The 17,803-nt window shown below is 66.0% G+C and carries 16 protein-coding genes; 12 read left to right on the forward strand and 4 right to left on the reverse strand.

Annotation, left to right across the window (positions count from 1 at the left end; genetic code table 11):
* The first annotated feature begins 64 nt into the window (after nucleotides 1–64).
* From PRtIB026_RS11960 to PRtIB026_RS12005, 10 genes are all read left to right on the forward strand, one after another.
* Entirely contained in the window at nucleotides 65–679 is a 615-nt protein-coding gene (locus PRtIB026_RS11960; protein WP_203647420.1) for a YjfI family protein, read from the forward strand.
* A 16-nt stretch (nucleotides 680–695) separates the two neighbouring features.
* A complete protein-coding gene (locus PRtIB026_RS11965) occupies nucleotides 696–1,397 on the forward strand; it encodes a PspA/IM30 family protein (protein ID WP_203647419.1) in 702 nt (233 codons plus the stop codon).
* 491 nt (nucleotides 1,398–1,888) lie between these two features.
* A complete protein-coding gene (locus PRtIB026_RS11970; protein ID WP_203647418.1) occupies nucleotides 1,889–2,545 on the forward strand; it encodes a DUF2491 family protein in 657 nt (218 codons plus the stop codon).
* A 12-nt stretch (nucleotides 2,546–2,557) separates the two neighbouring features.
* Nucleotides 2,558–2,983, forward strand: a complete 426-nt coding sequence (locus tag PRtIB026_RS11975) for a DUF350 domain-containing protein (RefSeq protein WP_028692698.1) — start codon at nucleotides 2,558–2,560, stop codon at nucleotides 2,981–2,983.
* A gap of 25 nt (nucleotides 2,984–3,008) precedes the next feature.
* Entirely contained in the window at nucleotides 3,009–3,761 is a 753-nt protein-coding gene (locus PRtIB026_RS11980) for a DUF1190 domain-containing protein (protein ID WP_203647417.1), read from the forward strand.
* A gap of 2 nt (nucleotides 3,762–3,763) precedes the next feature.
* Nucleotides 3,764–4,921, forward strand: a complete 1,158-nt coding sequence (locus PRtIB026_RS11985) for a glutathionylspermidine synthase family protein (protein ID WP_203647416.1) — start codon at nucleotides 3,764–3,766, stop codon at nucleotides 4,919–4,921.
* Nucleotides 4,922–5,295: 374 nt separating this feature from the next.
* Nucleotides 5,296–5,781 carry a formate dehydrogenase subunit gamma gene (locus PRtIB026_RS11990; RefSeq protein WP_203647415.1) on the forward strand — a complete coding sequence of 162 codons (486 nt, stop codon included), beginning with the start codon at nucleotides 5,296–5,298 and terminating at the stop codon, nucleotides 5,779–5,781.
* The gene (locus tag PRtIB026_RS11995) at nucleotides 5,775–7,319 is read left to right on the forward strand and encodes a formate dehydrogenase beta subunit (protein WP_203647414.1); all 1,545 of its coding nucleotides are present in this window, start codon (nucleotides 5,775–5,777) and stop codon (nucleotides 7,317–7,319) included. The genes PRtIB026_RS11990 and PRtIB026_RS11995 overlap by 7 nt, the downstream gene beginning before the upstream one ends.
* Nucleotides 7,316–10,192, forward strand: a complete 2,877-nt coding sequence (gene fdhF / locus PRtIB026_RS12000) for a formate dehydrogenase subunit alpha (RefSeq protein ID WP_203647413.1) — start codon at nucleotides 7,316–7,318, stop codon at nucleotides 10,190–10,192. The genes PRtIB026_RS11995 and fdhF overlap by 4 nt, the downstream gene beginning before the upstream one ends.
* Nucleotides 10,189–10,401 carry a formate dehydrogenase subunit delta gene (locus tag PRtIB026_RS12005; RefSeq protein WP_203647412.1) on the forward strand — a complete coding sequence of 71 codons (213 nt, stop codon included), beginning with the start codon at nucleotides 10,189–10,191 and terminating at the stop codon, nucleotides 10,399–10,401. Before fdhF ends, PRtIB026_RS12005 begins: the two co-directional genes overlap by 4 nt.
* Before the next feature lie 215 nt (nucleotides 10,402–10,616).
* On the opposite strand, the gene PRtIB026_RS12010 is transcribed toward PRtIB026_RS12005, so the two are convergent.
* The gene (locus PRtIB026_RS12010; RefSeq protein ID WP_203647411.1) at nucleotides 10,617–11,036 is read right to left on the reverse strand and encodes a GNAT family N-acetyltransferase; all 420 of its coding nucleotides are present in this window, start codon (nucleotides 11,034–11,036) and stop codon (nucleotides 10,617–10,619) included.
* A 161-nt stretch (nucleotides 11,037–11,197) separates the two neighbouring features.
* Between PRtIB026_RS12010 and PRtIB026_RS12015 the strand changes: the two genes are divergently transcribed.
* The gene (locus PRtIB026_RS12015; RefSeq protein WP_203647410.1) at nucleotides 11,198–13,012 is read left to right on the forward strand and encodes an ABC transporter ATP-binding protein/permease; all 1,815 of its coding nucleotides are present in this window, start codon (nucleotides 11,198–11,200) and stop codon (nucleotides 13,010–13,012) included.
* A gap of 57 nt (nucleotides 13,013–13,069) precedes the next feature.
* Here the strand turns inward: PRtIB026_RS12015 and PRtIB026_RS12020 are convergent, their stop codons facing one another.
* Together PRtIB026_RS12020 and PRtIB026_RS12025 are read right to left on the reverse strand one after the other, a co-directional pair.
* Nucleotides 13,070–14,263 carry an MFS transporter gene (locus PRtIB026_RS12020; protein WP_267813841.1) on the reverse strand — a complete coding sequence of 398 codons (1,194 nt, stop codon included), beginning with the start codon at nucleotides 14,261–14,263 and terminating at the stop codon, nucleotides 13,070–13,072.
* A 192-nt stretch (nucleotides 14,264–14,455) separates the two neighbouring features.
* On the reverse strand, nucleotides 14,456–16,396 hold the full coding sequence (locus tag PRtIB026_RS12025) for a methyl-accepting chemotaxis protein (protein ID WP_203647409.1): 1,941 nt from the start codon (nucleotides 16,394–16,396) through the stop codon (nucleotides 14,456–14,458).
* A 621-nt stretch (nucleotides 16,397–17,017) separates the two neighbouring features.
* Between PRtIB026_RS12025 and PRtIB026_RS12030 the strand changes: the two genes are divergently transcribed.
* The gene (locus PRtIB026_RS12030; protein WP_203647408.1) at nucleotides 17,018–17,305 is read left to right on the forward strand and encodes a hypothetical protein; all 288 of its coding nucleotides are present in this window, start codon (nucleotides 17,018–17,020) and stop codon (nucleotides 17,303–17,305) included.
* A 48-nt stretch (nucleotides 17,306–17,353) separates the two neighbouring features.
* Here the strand turns inward: PRtIB026_RS12030 and PRtIB026_RS12035 are convergent, their stop codons facing one another.
* Nucleotides 17,354–17,803: a GNAT family N-acetyltransferase gene (locus tag PRtIB026_RS12035; protein ID WP_203647407.1), complete on the reverse strand. Its 450-nt coding sequence runs from the start codon at nucleotides 17,801–17,803 to the stop codon at nucleotides 17,354–17,356.

Below are 17,803 nucleotides of genomic sequence, written 5' to 3' on the forward strand. Positions count from 1 at the left end.
GGTGCTTGTTCAGGACACGTTCAAGGCGTAACGTACCTCACATGTGAGACAAGGACACCCCTCGATGGCAGGCAAGAAAAGCTCCACCGACTACATGCGTGACATGCGCGCCCGGCTCAAGGCCGCGGGCCTGGTCAAGCGTGAGTTGTGGATCCTGCCAGAGCATGCCGCCGCCTTGCGCGGTATCGAGAAGGCTTTACGTCAGCCCCTCACGGGCAAACAGGTCAGAACGGAGGATTTCATGACCGAGCACAACCACTGGACGATCGAATCGCTGCACGGCGCCCTCCAGGGCCTGGAGGATGTACGCGGCGGCGCGATCGGCCTGTCCCTGCAACAGGGCGCCGAACCCAGCCTGAAGCTGGTGATGAACGAACTGGACGGCCTGCCTTTGTACATCGCCGTGGCCGGTGAGCAGATCCTGGTCGACACGCTGCTGGTTGAGGCCAGCCAGGTGAAGGATGCGGCAGCCTTCAACGACGCGGTGCTGCGCACCCGCGATGTCTTCCCGCTGTCGTCGATCGGCCTGCACACGCTGCCCTCGGGCGAGTCGGTGTACACCATGTTCGGCGCCCTGAGTGCGGCCTCGTCGCTGGAGAACATCGTCCAGGAGATCCACACCCTGGCCGACAACGTCATCACCGCCGCCGAAGATTTCGAAGACTACTTCACCCACTGATTCCGGAGATTGCCCCATGAGTTTGTTGAGAAAGATCGTCACCGCCCTGCGTGGCGGCGCTTCGGAAGTCGGTGAGGCGATCGTCGACTCCCAGGCCCTGCGCATCCTCGACCAGGAGATCCGCGACGCGGACAACAACCTGATCGATGCGCGCAACCAGCTGGTCAAGATAATGGCCAAGCACAAGACCGCGCAGCAGCGCATCACCGAGTTCGACAAGACCATCGGCGACTGGGAACAGAAAGCCATCGCTGCCCTGGACAAGGGCGAGGAAGGCCTGGCCCACGAATGCGCGGCGCGCATCGCCGACCTGACCAACCAGCGCGATTCCGAGCAGGCGCTGGCCGACCAGTTCGGCGCGTCGGTCGCGACCCTGACCGCCACCGTGAGCAAGACCGAGGCGCAGATCAAGGGCCTCAAGCAGCAGGTGGACCTGGTCAAGGCCCGCGAGAGCGTGCAGCGTGCCCAGGTGAGCGCGGCGTCGGCCACCGGCGGCGCCAATGGCAGCCTGGAAACGGCGGTTGGCTCGCTGGACCGCATCAAGAAGCGTCAGAGCGAGCGTGCTGCCGAGCTGGAAGCGGCGGCGGAGCTGGCTGGCAAGGCCGATGGCAGCGACCTTGAGGCACGCCTGAAGTCGGCCGGCATCGGTGCCAGCAACAGCGGCGCCGACGATGTGCTGGCGCGCTTGAAGGCCAAGGCGGCGAAGCCGGCGGAGTGATCCGCTGAGTGGGCCGGCCTCATCGCGGGGCAAGCCCGCTCCCACGAGTAAAATCTGCACCGGCTTTGTAGGAGCCCGCTCCCACGAGTAAAATCTGCACCGGCTTTGTAGGAGCCCGCTCCCACGAGTAAAATCTGCACCGGCTTTGTAGGAGCCCGCTCCCACGAGTAAAATCTGCACCGGCTTTGTAGGAGCCCGCTCCCACGGGTAAAATCTGCACCGGCTTTGTGGGAGCCCGCTCCCACGGGTAAAATCTGCAGCGACTTTGTGGGAGCGGGCTTGCCCCGCGATGAGGCCGGCCCGGCTGGCGCAAAACCTTGCCCCAGACCCGTTGGCGGGGCGCACGAAAAGCAGTATCGTGTCGCCCCCGCCAAAGGACTGCCGCGACCCAAGGGATCTTCAATGTCGCCTTCTCCCCACAGGCCCTGCCTGTTCGCTTCAGCGCCTGCATTGGCTCCGGTTCCGTCACCCTCTCACCCAGGAGATGCCCCGTGGGTTGGTTGAAACGCTTCATGGGCTTCGAAGCCCCCAAACCTGCCGCCGGCAGCCCGGTCAAAGGCAACCTGCCGTTCGGCCTGGGCAGCGGGCGCATGCTCAAGCTCGACCCTTCGCTCAAGCTGCTGCTCGATGGCCATAGCGAGCTGGAAGTGCCCGGTCAGGAAGTGGTCTGGGCCGTCGGTGAGGTCGACCTCGGCCAGTCGGTGCGCCTGGCGCGCTTCTACATGGAAGACGAGGACTACTGGCTGCAGGTGGTGATGAACGGCGCGTCGGCCGACGATGTGCGCGATATCATCCTGTTCGGCTACTACAGCGTGGTGCCGGTCAGCAGCGACGCCGAACTCAAGCGCCTGGTCGGTCCTGAGTCGAACATCGGCCTGCCGTACTACGAGCATGAAGGCTACGAGTTCGTCCGCCAGTGGGGCAGCGAGGAAGGGCAGACCGAGCTGACGCCGATCAGCGAGTGGGTCACCAGCCCCGAAACCAGCTACCGCATCCAGCACCTGTCGATGCTGTATGCCCGCGAAACCGGCCTGACCGATCGCCGCGAATTCCTCCTGTTGTCGGTGGAGGAGGACGAGGACGGCAATGTCAGCCTGACCACTTCGGTGGGTGTCACCCTGCAATCAACGGACTTCAACGTCATCTGACAAGGATTCACCATGCTCGACGCTCTTCGCATGTCGCTCAACGCCCAGGCAGTGATCGGCTTCATCCTCTACATCAGCGTGGCGCTGGTGCTGTTCTGGGTATTCCAGTTCATCTATACGCACCTCACCCCGCACCGCGAGTTCGCCCTGATCCGCGACAACAACAGCGCCGCGGCCATTGCCCTGGGCGGCGCGCTGATCGGCTTCTCGCTGCCGGCCAGCAACATCATCGCCTACAGCGTCAGCCTGCTCGACTTCGTGGTCTGGGTAGTGATCGCCGCGGTGGTGCAGCTGTTGGCCTTCGGCATCACCAGCCTGGTGCTCAAGGGCCTGGCCAGCCGAATCGCCAAGGGCGAAATGGCCGCCGCGATCTACGCCGCCGCCGTGGCGATCAGCGTGGGCTTCCTCAACTCGGCCTGCATGACCCCGTCGGTCTGAGCCGTTTGCGCGCAAGGAGCCCTACATGAGACGAAGTTCCGTCAAGCTGGTGCTGGCCAGCTCCCTGCCGCTGGCGCTTACCGCGTGCAGCGCGCCCGAGGAGACCTACACGGTCAGCAAGCGCAGCAACTACACCACTGTCCAGGCCTGCGTCGATGACAAGATGCCGGTGGATGTGTGTTCCGATGCCTACATGGAGGCGCTGGCCGATCACCGCCGGGTCGCCCCGACCTATGGCGACAAGGCGGCCTGCGAGGCCGATTTCGTGCCGGACTACTGCCAGGTCACCAGCGACGGCCGCTACATGCCGCGCCTGGGTGGGTTCGAGCTGGCGGTGTCGGGCGAAGTGAGCCAGTCGCAGGTCGACGCGGCACGCGCCCAGGTCGAGAACAGCGGCCAGGCCGTCAGCGGTGGCAGCAACTTCAACGGCCTGCTCACCGGCCTGCTGCTCGGTCAGATGATGAGTGGCGGGAGCCGCCAGTACTACTCGCAGCCGGTGTACCAGTACCGCGACAGCCGCGGCGACTACCGCACCACCACCCTCGGCCAGCAGATCGACCAGGGCAAGCGCTTCGAGCGCTCCGACCAGGCCCAGCAGAGTGGCGGCAGCTACAGCAGCTACTACTCCGGCAGCTCCGGCGGTAGCAGTTACAGATCCAAAACCTCGACCCGCTCCAGTGTGTCCTCGTCGATCTCCCGCGGCGGCTTCGGCAGCCAGGCCACTGCGCGCAGCGGCTGGGGCGGCAAGAGCAGCGGCGGCTTCAGCTTCGGCGGTTGAGCATGCGCAAGATCAGCATCGACGAACGCCCGGACTGGCACGCCACCGCCGAACGCGAAGGTTTTTCCTTCCACACCATCGACGGTGAGCGCTACTGGGACGAGCGCGGCTACTACCAGTTCAGCGAGGCCCAGGTCAGCCGTGACCTGGAGGCGCCCACGCAGGAACTGCACGCCATGTGCCTGGATGCGGTCGAGCGCATCGTCGACAGCGAGGCGTTGATGACCCGCCTGGCGATCCCGCCGGCGTTCTTCGACCTGGTGCGCCGTTCGTGGAAAGAGGGGCATCCGCACCTCTACGGGCGCTTCGACTTCAGCTACGACGGCCACGGCCCGGCCAAGCTGATCGAGGCCAACTACGACACGCCGACCTCGCTGTACGAGGCGGCGGCGTTCCAGCTGATCTGGCTGGAGCAGCAGATCGAGCGCGGCGTGCTGCCGGCCCATGCCAGCCAGTTCAACACCCTGGCCGAGGACCTGGTGCGGGCCTTTGGCGCCTTCGAGCGCGAAAGCCCGTTCTACTTCTCGGCCATTGCCGGCTCGGTCGAAGACCGTGGCACCACGGATTTTCTGCGCAAGATGGCCGGGCACGTGGGTATCAGTACCCGGCACATCGATGTGGAGGACATCGGCTTGAACGGCGAGGGGCGTTTCGTCGACCTCGAAGGCCGGCCGATTCCGCGCCTGTTCAAGCTGCATGCCTGGGAGCATATCTTCCACGAGGACTTCGGCCAGGCCATCGCCGGCTGCGATACCCAGTTCGTGGAACCGGCCTGGAAGTCGCTGATCTCCAACAAGGGCATCCTGCCGCTGCTGTGGGAGTGGCACGAAGGGCACCCGAACCTGCTGCCGGCGTTCCTCGACGAAGACCCTCGGCGCCCGGTGCCCAAGGGCTGGGTGCGCAAGCCGTATTTCTCCCGCGAGGGCGCCAACGTGGATATTCGCACCGACGACGACCAGCGGGTGTTCGAGGACGGTCCCTACGACGATGCGCCGTACATCCTCCAGGGCTTCGCGCCGTTGCCGAAGTTCGGCGACAGCTACACCCTGATCGGCTCCTGGGTGATCGGCGACCTGGCCTCGGGGATCGGCATTCGTGAAGACGACTCGCTGATCACCAAGGACAGCTCGCGCTTCCTGCCCCATGTAGTGCTGGACTGACCGCCTGCGCCCCCCCTGTAGGAGCGGCCTTGTGCCGCGAAAGGGCCGCAAAGCGGCCCCGGCGATCGTTGCATCAATGCTGAAATCCTGGGGCCGCTCCGCGCCCCTTTCGCGGCACAAGGCCGCTCCTACACAGGCCATTCCTCATCCTCCGGTGGTCGGTTTCAGGACGCGCCGGGTCGCCCGCGCACAACCCCCTCGCGCAATAACTGCCATGCTCTGAGGATGCCCGTGGACCGAGCGCAGCAAGACGCCCGGCCAGGGACAACGAGGGTGCCCGGCCTGCCGCCACCGTGACCTGGCCCGCACCGCAGCTGAACACCGCCGGACCGCCGCCCGCCAACGGGCCGCCCCGGGATGCCGAGGTCTGCTGTATGCCTGATGACTTGAACCACCTGCCCCTGATCCAACGCGTCCTGGCCCGTGAGCAGGACACTCCCGGCGCCCTGTTGCCGATCCTCCACGCCATCCAGGCCGGCGCCGGCTACATTCCCGACAGCGCCGTCGCCGAGATCGCCCATGCCCTCAACCTCAGCCAGGCCGAGGTGCGCGGGGTGATCAGCTTCTATCACGATTTCCGTACCACGCCAGCGGCCCGCCATACCCTGCGTCTGTGCCGCGCCGAGTCCTGTCAGAGCCGCGGCGCCGAGGCGCTGGCCGCGCAGTTGCGTGAGCAGCTTGGGTTGGACGACCACGGTCGCACCGAGGATGGCGCGCTCGACCTGCGCCCGGTGTATTGCCTGGGCGCCTGCGCCTGCTCGCCGGCCCTGGAACTCGATGGCCGGCTCCACGCCCGCGTCACCCCCGAACGCCTGCAGGCGTTGGTGGCCGCTTGCCGCGAGGAGGTGAAGGCATGCTGAACCTGTGCATCCCCTGCGATTCGCTGGCCTGTGCCGTCGGTGCCGACCAGGTGGCCGAGGCGTTGACCCGGGAAGCCGCGCAGCGGCGCCTGCCGCTGCATATCAACCGCACCAGCTCCCGTGGCCTGTACTGGCTGGAGCCGCTGGTGGAGCTGGATACCGCCCAAGGCCGCCTGGGCTTCGGGCCGGTCACCCCCGAGGATGTGCCCGGCCTGCTCGACGCCCTGGCGGGCGACCCCGGCAGCCATGCCCTGGCGTTGGGGCCGGTGGAAGCGATTCCCTACCTGAAGTCCCAGCAACGCCTGCTGTTCGCCCGCGCCGGCATCACCCGGCCGCTGTCGCTGGACGACTATCACGCCAACGGCGGCTTTGAAGGCCTGCGCCAGGCCACCCTGCTGGACGGTGACGAAGTGGTCGCCGCGGTGCTCGACTCCGGGTTGCGGGGCAGGGGCGGCGCGGCGTTCCCCGCGGGCATCAAGTGGCGTACCGTGCGCCAGGCAATGGCCGGGCAGAAGTACGTGGTGTGCAACGCCGACGAAGGCGACTCCGGCACCTTTGCCGACCGCATGCTGATGGAGGGCGATCCGTTCCTGCTGATCGAGGGTATGATCATCGCCGGCCTCGCCGTGGGGGCGAACAAGGGCTACATCTATGTGCGCTCGGAATACCCGGATGCCGTGCGTGCGCTGAACGAGGCCATCCTGCTGGCCCGCGAGGCCGGTTACCTGGATGTCGCCGGCAACGGCGTGGCCTTCGACCTGCAGGTGCGGGTGGGGGCGGGGGCGTACATCTGCGGCGAGGAAACCGCGCTGCTCGAATCCCTCGAGGGCAGGCGCGGCATCGTCCGGGCCAAGCCGCCGCTGCCGGCGCTCGAAGGCCTGTTCGGCCAGCCGACCCTGGTGCACAACGTGCTTACCCTGGCCTCGGTGCCGATCATCCTGGCCAGGGGCGCGGCGTTCTACCGCGACTTCGGCATGGGCCGCTCGACGGGCACCTTGCCGTTCCAGCTGGCCGGCAATGTCCGCCATGGCGGCTTGGTAGAGCGCGCCTTCGGCCTGACCCTGCGCGAGCTGGTGGAAGGCTACGGCGGCGGCACCGCCAGTGGCCGGCCGATCAAGGCGGCGCAGGTCGGCGGCCCGCTGGGCGCCTGGGTGCCGCCCGCACAGTTCGACACCCCGTTGGACTATGAGGCTTTCGCCGCCCTGGGCGCGATGCTCGGCCACGGCGGCGTGGTGCTGGCCGACGACACCCTGAACATGGCGGGCATGGCCCGCTTCGCCCTGCAGTTCTGCGCCGAGGAATCCTGTGGCAAGTGCACGCCGTGCCGGATCGGCTCGACCCGTGGCGTAGAGGTGGTCGACCGCCTGATCGCCAGTACCGACCCGGCCTACCGCGCGAGCCAGGCCGGCCTGCTGCGCGACCTGTGCGACACGATGCAATACGGCTCGCTGTGCGCCATGGGCGGGATGACCCCGTACCCCGTGGTCAGCGCGCTCAAGCACTTCCCCGCCGATTTCGGCCTGGAGGCCGCGCAATGATCAACTACTTCGACCCCCGCAGCGATATCGACCTGGGCACCCTAGAGCGGGTCAACGACGTGCAGGTCAGCCTGGTCATCGATGGCCGTTCGATCAGCGTGCCCGGCGGCACCTCGGTGATGCGCGCCGCCGCCTTGCTCGGCACCAGCATTCCCAAACTGTGCGCCACCGACAGCCTCGAGGCCTTCGGCTCGTGCCGTATGTGCATGGTCGAGATCGACGGCATGCGCGGCTACCCGGCCTCGTGCACCACGCCGGTCAGCGAAGGCATGGTGGTGCGCACCCAGACACCGCGCCTGGCCGACCTGCGGCGCAACGTGATGGAGCTGTACATCTCCGACCACCCGCTGGACTGCCTGACCTGCTCGGCCAACGGCAACTGTGAGCTGCAGACCGTCGCCGGCCAGGTCGGCCTGCGCGAGGTGCGCTACGGCTATGACGGCGCCAATCACCTGAGCGAACAGAAGGACGTGTCCAACCCGTACTTCGACTACGAGCCGAGCAAGTGCATTGTCTGCAACCGCTGCGTGCGGGCCTGTGAGGAGATCCAGGGCACCTTCGCCCTGACCATCACCGGGCGTGGCTTCGACTCGCGGGTGGCGGCGGCCGGCGGCGATGATTTCCTCAGTTCCGAATGCGTGTCCTGCGGCGCCTGCGTGCAGGCCTGCCCGACCGCCACCTTGAGCGAGAAGAGCCTGGTTCAGCTGGGCCAGCCCGAGCGGGCGGTGATCACCACCTGTGCCTACTGTGGCGTGGGTTGCTCGTTCCGCGCCGAGATGAAGGGCGAGCAACTGGTGCGCATGGTCCCGGACAAGAACGGCGGCGCCAACCATGGCCATGCCTGCGTCAAGGGGCGTTTCGCCTGGGGCTACGCGACCCACCCGGACCGCATCACCAAACCGATGATCCGCAAGCGCCTGGAAGACCCGTGGCAGGAGGTCAGCTGGGACGAGGCGGTGACCTATGCCGCCAGCGAGTTCCGGCGGATCCAGCTCAAGTACGGGCGCGATTCCATCGGCGGCATCACCTCCAGCCGCTGCACCAACGAAGAGGCGTACCTGGTGCAGAAGCTGGTGCGCACGGCCTTCGGCAACAACAACGTCGACACCTGCGCGCGGGTCTGCCATTCGCCGACCGGCTACGGCCTGAAGCAGACCCTGGGCGAGTCCGCCGGCACCCAGAGCTTCGACTCGGTGATGCAGGCCGACGTGGTGCTGGTGATCGGTGCCAATCCCACCGACGCGCACCCGGTGTTCGGCTCACAGCTCAAGCGTCGCCTGCGCCAGGGCGCCCGGCTGATCGTCATCGACCCGCGCCGCATCGACCTGGTCGATTCGCCCCACGCCCGCGCCGAGCTGCACCTGCAACTGCGACCGGGCACCAACGTGGCCATGCTCAACGCCCTGGCCCATGTGATTGTCACCGAAGGCCTGCTGGCCCAGCACTTCATCGACGCCCGCTGCGAGACCGAGGACTTTGCCCGCTGGCGCGATTTTGTCGCCCAGCCCGACAACGCCCCTGAAGTGCTCGGCCCGGTGTGCGGCGTGCCCGCCGAGCAGATCCGCGCCGCCGCCCGGCTCTACGCCACCGGCGGCAACGCGGCAATCTACTACGGCCTGGGTGTGACCGAGCACAGCCAGGGCAGCACTGCGGTGATGGGCATCGCCAACCTGGCCATGGCCACTGGCAACATCGGCCGCGAAGGGGTTGGGGTGAACCCGCTGCGCGGGCAGAACAATGTGCAGGGCTCATGCGACATGGGCTCTTTCCCTCACGAGCTGCCCGGCTACCGGCATATCTCCAACGAAAGTGTGCGCGCCGAGTTCGAGCAGGCCTGGGGCGTGACCTTGCAGCCTGATCCGGGGCTGCGCATTCCCAACATGTTCGAGGCCGCGCTGGACGGCAGCTTCAAGGCGCTGTACTGCCAGGGCGAGGACATCGCCCAGAGCGACCCCAACACCCAGCATGTCACGGCCGCGCTGCTGGCGATGGAGTGCGTGGTGGTGCAGGACATCTTCCTCAACGAGACCGCCAAGTTCGCCCATGTGTTCCTGCCAGGCAGCTCGTTCCTGGAGAAGGACGGCACCTTCACCAACGCCGAGCGGCGCATCTCGCGGGTGCGCAAGGTGATGGAGCCGCTGGCCGGCAAGGCCGACTGGGAGGCCACCGTGGCCCTGGCCGGTGCCTTGGGTTACCCCATGCAGTACCGTCATCCCTCCGAGATCATGGACGAGATCGCCCGCCTGACCCCGACCTTCCGCCGGGTCAGCTATGCCGAACTCGACCGCCACGGCAGCCTGCAATGGCCGTGCAACGACGCCGCGCCCGACGGCACGCCGACCATGCACATCGACCAGTTCGTGCGCGGCAAGGGGCGCTTCATGCTCACCGGCTACGTGCCCACCGACGAGAAGGTCAACAGCCGCTACCCGCTACTGCTGACCACCGGGCGCATCCTCAGCCAGTACAACGTCGGCGCGCAGACCCGGCGCACCGACAACGTCGCCTGGCACGACGAGGACCGCCTGGAGATCCACCCCAGCGATGCCGAGAGTCGGGGTATCAGCGACGGCGACTGGGTGGGTATAGGCAGTCGCTCCGGGCAGAGCGTGCTGCGTGCCAGGGTCAGCGGTCGGGTGGCGCCGGGGGTGGTGTACACCACCTTCCATTTCCCCGAGTCCGGCGCCAACGTGATCACCACCGACAACTCCGACTGGGCCACCAACTGCCCGGAATACAAGATCACTGCGGTGGAAGTGGCAAAGGTGTTCCAGCCGTCGGAATGGCAGAAGCGCTACCAGCGCTTCAGTGACGAGCAGCGCAGGTTGCTCAAGGAGCGGCGGCAGGCCGAAGCGGCGGAGGTGCGCCGATGAGCAGTGACAATCTGGTGAAGATGGCCAACCAGATCGCCCATTACTTCGACAGCGAGCCGGATCACGCCAAGGCGGTGCAGGGAGTCAGGCAGCATCTGCAGAGCTTCTGGACGCCAGCCATGCGCCGGCAGTTGGGTGAACGGCTGCAGGCCGAGGGCGGCGAGGGGCTGGAAGTGTTGGTGCGCGAGGCACTTCAGCCGGTGGTTTGATTGCGCAATTCACGCCTGCCCCTGTAGGAGCGGCCTTGTGCCGCGAAAGGGCCGCAAAGCGGCCCCAGGATTTCAGCGTTGACGCTGCAATCGCCGGGGCCGCTACGCAGCCCTTTCGCGGCACAAGGCCGCTCCTACAGGGGGCCGCTACGCAGCCCTTTCGCGGCACAAGGCCGCTCCTACAGGGGGGCGCGATAGGGCCCTGGAACGCTGGCTCAATCGCATCGCCAGAAATAGACCTGCTCCGGGTCCCCTTCGTCGAGGTGCTCGACAACGCCGCTCTCGACAAAGCCCCGGCGCTCCAGCAAGCGGCGCATCGGGCCATTGGAGCGGTTGGTCGAGGTGAACAGCTTCTGTCCCGTGCAGTCGGCCTGTATGCGGGCCAGCAGCGCGGCTCCCAGCCCACTGCGCCGATGGCCCTGGCCGACCATCAGCATCTCGATGAACGGGCAACCGAAGAAGTGTTGGTGCATCACCGTATAGGCGGCCACCTTGCCCTGTACCTCGGCCACCAGGCAATGGTACTGCCCGAGCCAGTCGGCAATCTGTTCGGCACGCTGCGGGTCCTGGCGGACGACGCTGTCGATGGCGATCAGGGCGGGTAGATCCTGTAGTCCGGCAAGGCGAATGTTCATGGCTTGGTTCTGCAGTGGCGGTGCCGCGATTATCCGCGCCCGGACAAGTCCTGCACAGATGTTGGCGCAGCGCATAATCTGGATGAAATGTCCGTCATGATTGCAGGGTCAATGCAGGTCCGGTGCTACGCTCGCAACAACATCCTCTATGGAAGCGCACCATGGACATGAACTGGCACCAGGCCCTGCAAGAGAGCTTGAGCTGGCTGGCAATCGCCTCGTTGGTCACCCTTGTCTGCTTCACCATTACCGCCTTGCTGGCGGTGCGCCATACCCGTTGGGGGGCGCAGTTCTGGCAACTGGCCGGGCCCTATTTCAGCTTCCGTCGCAGTTGGCGACCCCTGCTGGCCTTCGCCTTGCTGCTTGTCCTGACGCTGTTCGCGGTGCGCCTGAACGTGCTGTTCTCGTTCTGGTACAACGGCTTCTACAGCGCCCTGCAGGCACTGGACCAGACCGCGTTCTGGTACCTGCTCGGGGTGTTCGCGGTGCTGGCGACCATCCATGTACTGCGCTCGCTGTTCGCCTTCTACGTCACCCAGGCGTTCAACATCCGCTGGCGGGTGTGGCTCACCGAGCGCCTGACCGCCGACTGGATGCACGGCGATGCCTACTACCGTGGGCAGTTCCTTGCCGAACCGGTGGACAACCCCGACCAGCGTATCGAACTGGATGTGAACGCCTTCGTCAGCGGCTCCGTGTCGCTGGCGCTGGGGGCGGTCAGCGCGCTGGTGTCGCTGGTGGCCTTTACCGGCATTCTCTGGGGCCTGTCGGCGCCGCTTGAAGTGGCCGGCGTCGAAGTCCCCCGGGCGATGGTGTTCGCCGTGTATGTCTATGTGCTGGTCGCCACCTGGATCGCCTTCCGCCTCGGCCAGCCGCTGATCCGCCTGAACTTCCTAAACGAGAAACTCACCGCCAACTTCCGCTACGCCTTGATGCGCCTGCGCGAGAACGCCGAGAACATCGCCTTCTACCAGGGCGCGCAGGTGGAGCGGGGCACCTTGCTCGGGCGCTTCTTCGCGCTGATCGGCAACGCCTGGGCGCTGGTGTTTCGAAACCTCAAGTTCAGCGGCTTCAACCTGGGCGTCAGCCAGGTGGCGGTGGTGTTCCCGTTCATCCTCCAGGCGCCGCGCTTCTTCAGCGGCGCGATCAAGCTCGGCGATGTGATGCAGACCGCCCAGGCGTTTGGCCAGGTGCAGGATTCGCTGTCGTTCTTCCGGGAGTCCTACGACACCTTTGCCCAGTACCGAGCCACCCTCGATCGTCTGACAGGCTTTCTCGATGCCAACCAGCAGGCCAGCGCCTTGCCGCGCGTGGCCACCGTGGATCAGGCTCATGGATTGGGGATTCATGGCTTGCAGGTGCGACGCCCCGATGGCCATGCGTTGATCGCTGATCTCGATCTAAGCCTGCATAGCGGTCAGGCGCTACTGATCAAAGGACCTTCGGGCAGCGGCAAGACCACCTTGCTGCGCGCCCTGGCGGGCCTGTGGCCTTATGCCGAGGGCGAGGTCAGGCGGCCGTTGGGGACGCAGGCACTGTTCCTCTCGCAGCGCCCGTACCTGCCGCTGGGCGACCTGCGCACTGCCATCGCCTATCCGGCACAGGGCGCGGCCGGCGACGATGCGCGCATGCAGCAGGCCCTGCGCCAGGTCAATCTCGCGCATCTGGCCGAACGGCTGGACGAGCAGCGCGACTGGTCGCGGATTCTGTCGCTGGGCGAACAGCAGCGCCTGGCGTTCTCCCGGGTGCTGTTCAACCGGCCGCAGGTGGTGTTCCTTGACGAGTCCACCTCGGCGATGGATGAAGGGCTGGAGCATGCGCTGTATTCGCTGCTGCGTGCGGAGCTGCCGGCGACGCTGCTGGTCAGTGTCGGGCACCGCAGTACCTTGGCGGGGTTCCACTCCCATCGCCTGGAGGTGGACGGGCAGGGGGGATGGTCGTTGCTGGAGCAGCAGCCGGCAGCCATGACCCTGTAGGAGCGGGCTTGCCCCGCGATGGCGTCAGGTCAGGCAATGAAGTTGTTCCTGCCGGCCTCATCGCGGGGCAAGCCCGCTCCCACGATCAGCCATGAACCACAAACCTGCCATTGTGGTAGCGGCGAACACGCCCCCCGCCATGAACGTCGCCTGATACCCCACCCAGTCCCACAGCCCTCCGGCCAGCACACTGGCCACCAGCAACGCCACCCCCGTCACCAGATTGAACACGCCGAATGCGGTCCCCCGCAGATCCTCGGGTGCACTGTCGGCGATCAAAGCGCTGAACACGCCTTGGGTAAACCCCATGTGCAGCCCCCACAGGATCACGCCCAGGGCCAGGCCGGGCAGGCCCGGCAACCAGGCCAGCAGCAGATCGGCCAGCACCAGCAGGGCCAGCCCGATCATCAACACACCCCGTCGCCCGACCTTGTCGGAGAGTGCCCCGGCAGGATAGGCCGACAGTGAATACGCCAGCGACATCAATACCAGCACCGCTGGCGCCCACAAGGCGGCAAGGCCAAGCGCCTGGCCGCGCAGCAGCAGAAATGCTTCGCTGAAGCGCGCCAGGGTGAACAGCGTGGCCAGGATGACCAGGCGCCAGTAACCGTTGCCCAGCCGGGCCAGCTCGCGAAATGCCAGGGGCGCAGCCACTGTGCCGACTGCTGCAGGTTTGTCGGGTTCGCGGACAAAGGCAACCAGCACATAAAGCGCCATGAATGCCGGAATCACCGCCACCCAGAACACTGTCTGAAAGTGGCTGGCGGTCAGCCACATCAACAGGATCGCCAGTAATGGCCCGAGAAACGCCCCGACAGTATCCAGTGCCTGGCGCAGGCCGAATGCCGCGCCGCGCAGCTCGGCGGGGGTGACATCGGCGATCAGCGCATCCCTAGGCGCGCCGCGGATGCCCTTGCCGACACGGTCGACGAAACGTGCCGCGGTCAGCCATTCCAGCCCGGGGGCCAGCGGGAACACCGGCTTGGTCACGGCGGCCAGGCCGTAGCCGATCACCGTCAGCAGCTTGCGCTTGCCCAAGCGGTCGCTGAGGGCGCCGGAGAACACCTTGGTGATCGCCGCCGTCGCCTCGGCGACGCCTTCGATCAGGCCCACGGCCAGCACCGAGGTGCCGAGCACGGTGACCATGTACAGCGGGAGCAGGGCGTGGATCATCTCGGAGGAGATGTCCATCAGCAACGAGACGAAGCCTAAAGCCCAGACGCTGCGGGGGATGGGGCTGTGGTTGGGCATGGTGCTCTCGAGGGTGGCGTCGAGTTCACTGTAGCCGAGCCATACGCAAGTCCTGGTAGGAGCGGCCTTGTGCCGCGAAAGGGCTGCGGAGCAGCCCCGGGATTTCAGCGTTGATGCACAGATTGCCGGGGCCGCTTTGCGGCCCTTTCGCGGCACAAGGCCGCTCCTACAGGGCCCGCGTGAAGCCAAAGGTCACGACTTGAAGCGTCCCACCAGCCCGTTCAGCTCATCCGACAACTGCGCCAGCCTGCCGGAGTCGGCCTGGGCGGAGCTGGCCAGCCCCTCCACCAGCCGTGCCTCGTCGTAGATCTGCTGGATATGCCGGTTGATCTCCTCGGCCACGCTGTGCTGCTCCTCGGCGGCGGCGGAGATCTGCAGGTTCTGGTCGCGGATCTCGTTTACCGAGAGCTGGATGCCCTCGAAACTGTCCCGCGCGCTTTCGATCGACGACACGCTGGCGCGCGACAGGTCCAGGCAGCTTTCCATCTTCTGCGAGACCTCCTGGGTCTTGCCGCCGAGGGTGTTGAGCAACTGGTCGATCTCGCCGGTGGAGTCGGCGGTGCGCTTGGCCAGCGCCCGCACCTCGTCCGCCACCACGGCAAAACCACGGCCCTGGTCGCCGGCCCGGGCGGCCTCGATGGCGGCGTTGAGCGCCAGCAGGTTGGTCTGCTCGGCGATGGCGCGGATGGTGCCGAGGATCTGGTTGATGCTGCGGCTGCCTTCCTCCAGCTCGACCATGGCCTGGGACGATTCGCTCAGGCGCCGACCCAGGCGATTGACGTTGTCGGTGGTCGCCTCGATCTGCTGCTTGCCCTCGGCCACCCGGCGGTGGCCGTGCTCGGCGGCGTCGGCGGCGCTGCTGCACGAGCGCGCCACTTCGTTGGCGGTGGCGACCATCTCGTTGAACGCGGTGGACACCAGCTCCACCGCCTCGCGCTGGCGCCCGGCGGCCTCGTTCATGTTGCCGGCCATTTCGCTGTTGCTGCGCGAGGCTTCGTGCAGATTGGTCGAGGCCGCGCCGATGCGCTGGATCAGCTGGCGGATGGCGGCGAGGAACTTGTTGAACCAGCCGGCCAGCTCGGCGGTTTCGTCCTTGCCCTGCACCTGCAGGTCGCGGCGCAGGTCGCCTTCACCTTCGGCGATCGACTGCAGGCCGATACTGACCTGGCCGATCGGCTTGACGATCACCCGCGAGAACGCCGCCGCCACCAGGGCGAAGACCAGGGCCAGCACCACCACGATCAACGCGGTGACATAGGTCATGCGTGTGGCCGCGGCCATCACCTCGTCGTACTCGATCAGGCCGACGAAGCGCCAGCCAAGCCCTGGCGAGGTCCACACATTGGCCATGTAGCGCACGCCGTCGATCACCACCTCGGTGGAACCCTGGGTGGTGGCGGCCAGTTGCGCGTACGGCGCGCCGAGGTCCTTGAGCTGTTTGAAACCGTGGCTGGCGTTGCGCGGGTCGACCAGCACGGTGCCGTCCTCGATCAGCATCACGTAGCCGCTGTCGCCCAGCTTGATGCTCTTGACCAGCTCGGTGAGGTTCTTCAGCGACACGCTGACCACGAACACGCCCTTGGTCTTGCCGGTTTCGTCGAGCAGCGCCCGGGCGGTACCGACCAGGGCCACGTCATCCTTGTCGTAGTAATAGGCGGCGGTGCGCACGGTCTTGTCCGGGCTGGCCATGGCGGCCTTGTACCAGGGGCGGGTGCGCGGGTCGTACTTGGCCAGTTGCGGGTCGTCCGGCCATTTGGCGTAGCTGCCGTCCTCGAGGCCGATGGACAGGATCGCCGCCGCCGGGTGGGTGGTGCCGTAGCGGGCGAAGGCGTCGATCACCCGCTGCGCGGCCTCGGGCATCGGCTGGTTGGCGGCGTCGGCGCCGGTGTAGTCCTTGAGCGAGGTAACCGAGGTGTATACAGGATCCTTGGCCATTTGATCGACGTTCTGCAGCGTGCCATCGAAGAACTGGCGCATGTTGCCGTCGATCTGGCGGATTTCCCGGGTGCTGCCGTCGAGGAACTGGTCGACCGCCTCGCTGCGGATGTTCAGCACCGAGATCCCGCCGACCAGGGCCACCGGGATGAAGGCCACCAGTACGAAGGCCAGGATCAGTTTGTTTTTTATTTTCATGGTGACGCCCATCCGTGAGAGTGAAGGGTGTACATGGCCGCTTCGATGGAGTGGTGGCCACTTGCTACCTTTTCTGTTTCGGCGGGCGGAATATAAACCTTTAGTAGATGTTTCGTGTACAGGAAAATTAGAAATTGTCCTGACTTTCAGGGCAAGTAGCAGGGCAAATAGGAGGAGATGCGTGGGAGCGGGCTTGCCCCGCGATAAGGCCAAGACAGTTGTTTCAAGCGGATTACTAAGACTTTCCCTATTTCACGTAGGACGTTTCCCAAGCATGCTTTTACGGCCTTTCAGCTGTTGTTCTGGCCAGTCGCGCTCCTTAGTCTTGTCCTGTCGTTGCCAATTCAACGACCGGGTGTGCAAGCCCGTACAGGTACAACGCGAAAGCGCTTTTGGGCCTTGCCGGCAGTCTGCGGTTCTGGCCCTCCAATGGCGGCTATGCGTGGGAGGCCCTTGGGCCTGCCGAGTTCCTGTACCCTCGGTCTTGCACACCTGCGTATAGCTGCCACCTATTCGAGTGCAAGCGGATTCAGGCAGTTTTCCCATGACGGTACAGGAGTGCTGAACCATGCTGAAAATCGTGCCCGACCCACCCCGCCCCTTGCCCCGGGAGGTTCGCCCATGACCCTCGATACGACCACCCGAACCTCCCGGCCCACCACGGCCAACGCCCATTTCGGCACTTGCCACGACGCCCATCCACCGATGTTCTCGGTGCATGCCGGCATTGATGGCGAGGATGCGCTGGTGTGCGCGGTAGCGGCCTTGCAGGCGGCCTACGAAACCAACGCGATGGCCCTGGAAAAAGCCAGCGAACCACTGCGCAGTTTGCTGGTGGCGACGGAGAACTCCCTGGAGAAAGGGCTGGCCTTGACGTCGGCTGTGCTGGATGGAATAGAGCGGGGTTAGTCGATGGCAGCGAGGGCCGCCTGTGCGGCCCGACCCTGCACCTGCCCGTCAGTGATCGAGCATCTTGTGATAGGTCACGAAGTCCTGCTCGGCCACATACCCCAGCGATTCGTACAACGCCTGGGCGGCAAGGTTGGTCCGGGCGGTGTCCAGGCTCAACCGCTGCGCGCCCTCGGCCTGGAAAATCTCGGTCAGTTGCTGCATCAGGTAACGGGCATGACCACCCCTGCGGGCGTGCGGAGCAACGAACAGGTCATACAGCCAGTAGAAGCGCTTCATCGCCAGCGAGCAGGTGGCCGGGTACAACTGGGCAAAAGCGATGGCCTGGCCGTCGGCGTCCAGCAGCAGGTAGATGCGCGAGTTGCCGGTTTCGAGGTTGGCCTTGAGGAATGTGCGGGAAGCGGGGAGGTCATCCGCTTCCTGGTAGAACATCCGGTACTGGTTGAAGAGGTCCGCGGCGGCGTCCAGGTGGTGCAGATCACAGGCAATGACGTTCAT

The sequence above is a fragment of the Pseudomonas sp. RtIB026 genome (assembly GCF_016861355.2).
Taxonomy (GTDB): domain Bacteria; phylum Pseudomonadota; class Gammaproteobacteria; order Pseudomonadales; family Pseudomonadaceae; genus Aquipseudomonas; species Aquipseudomonas peradeniyensis.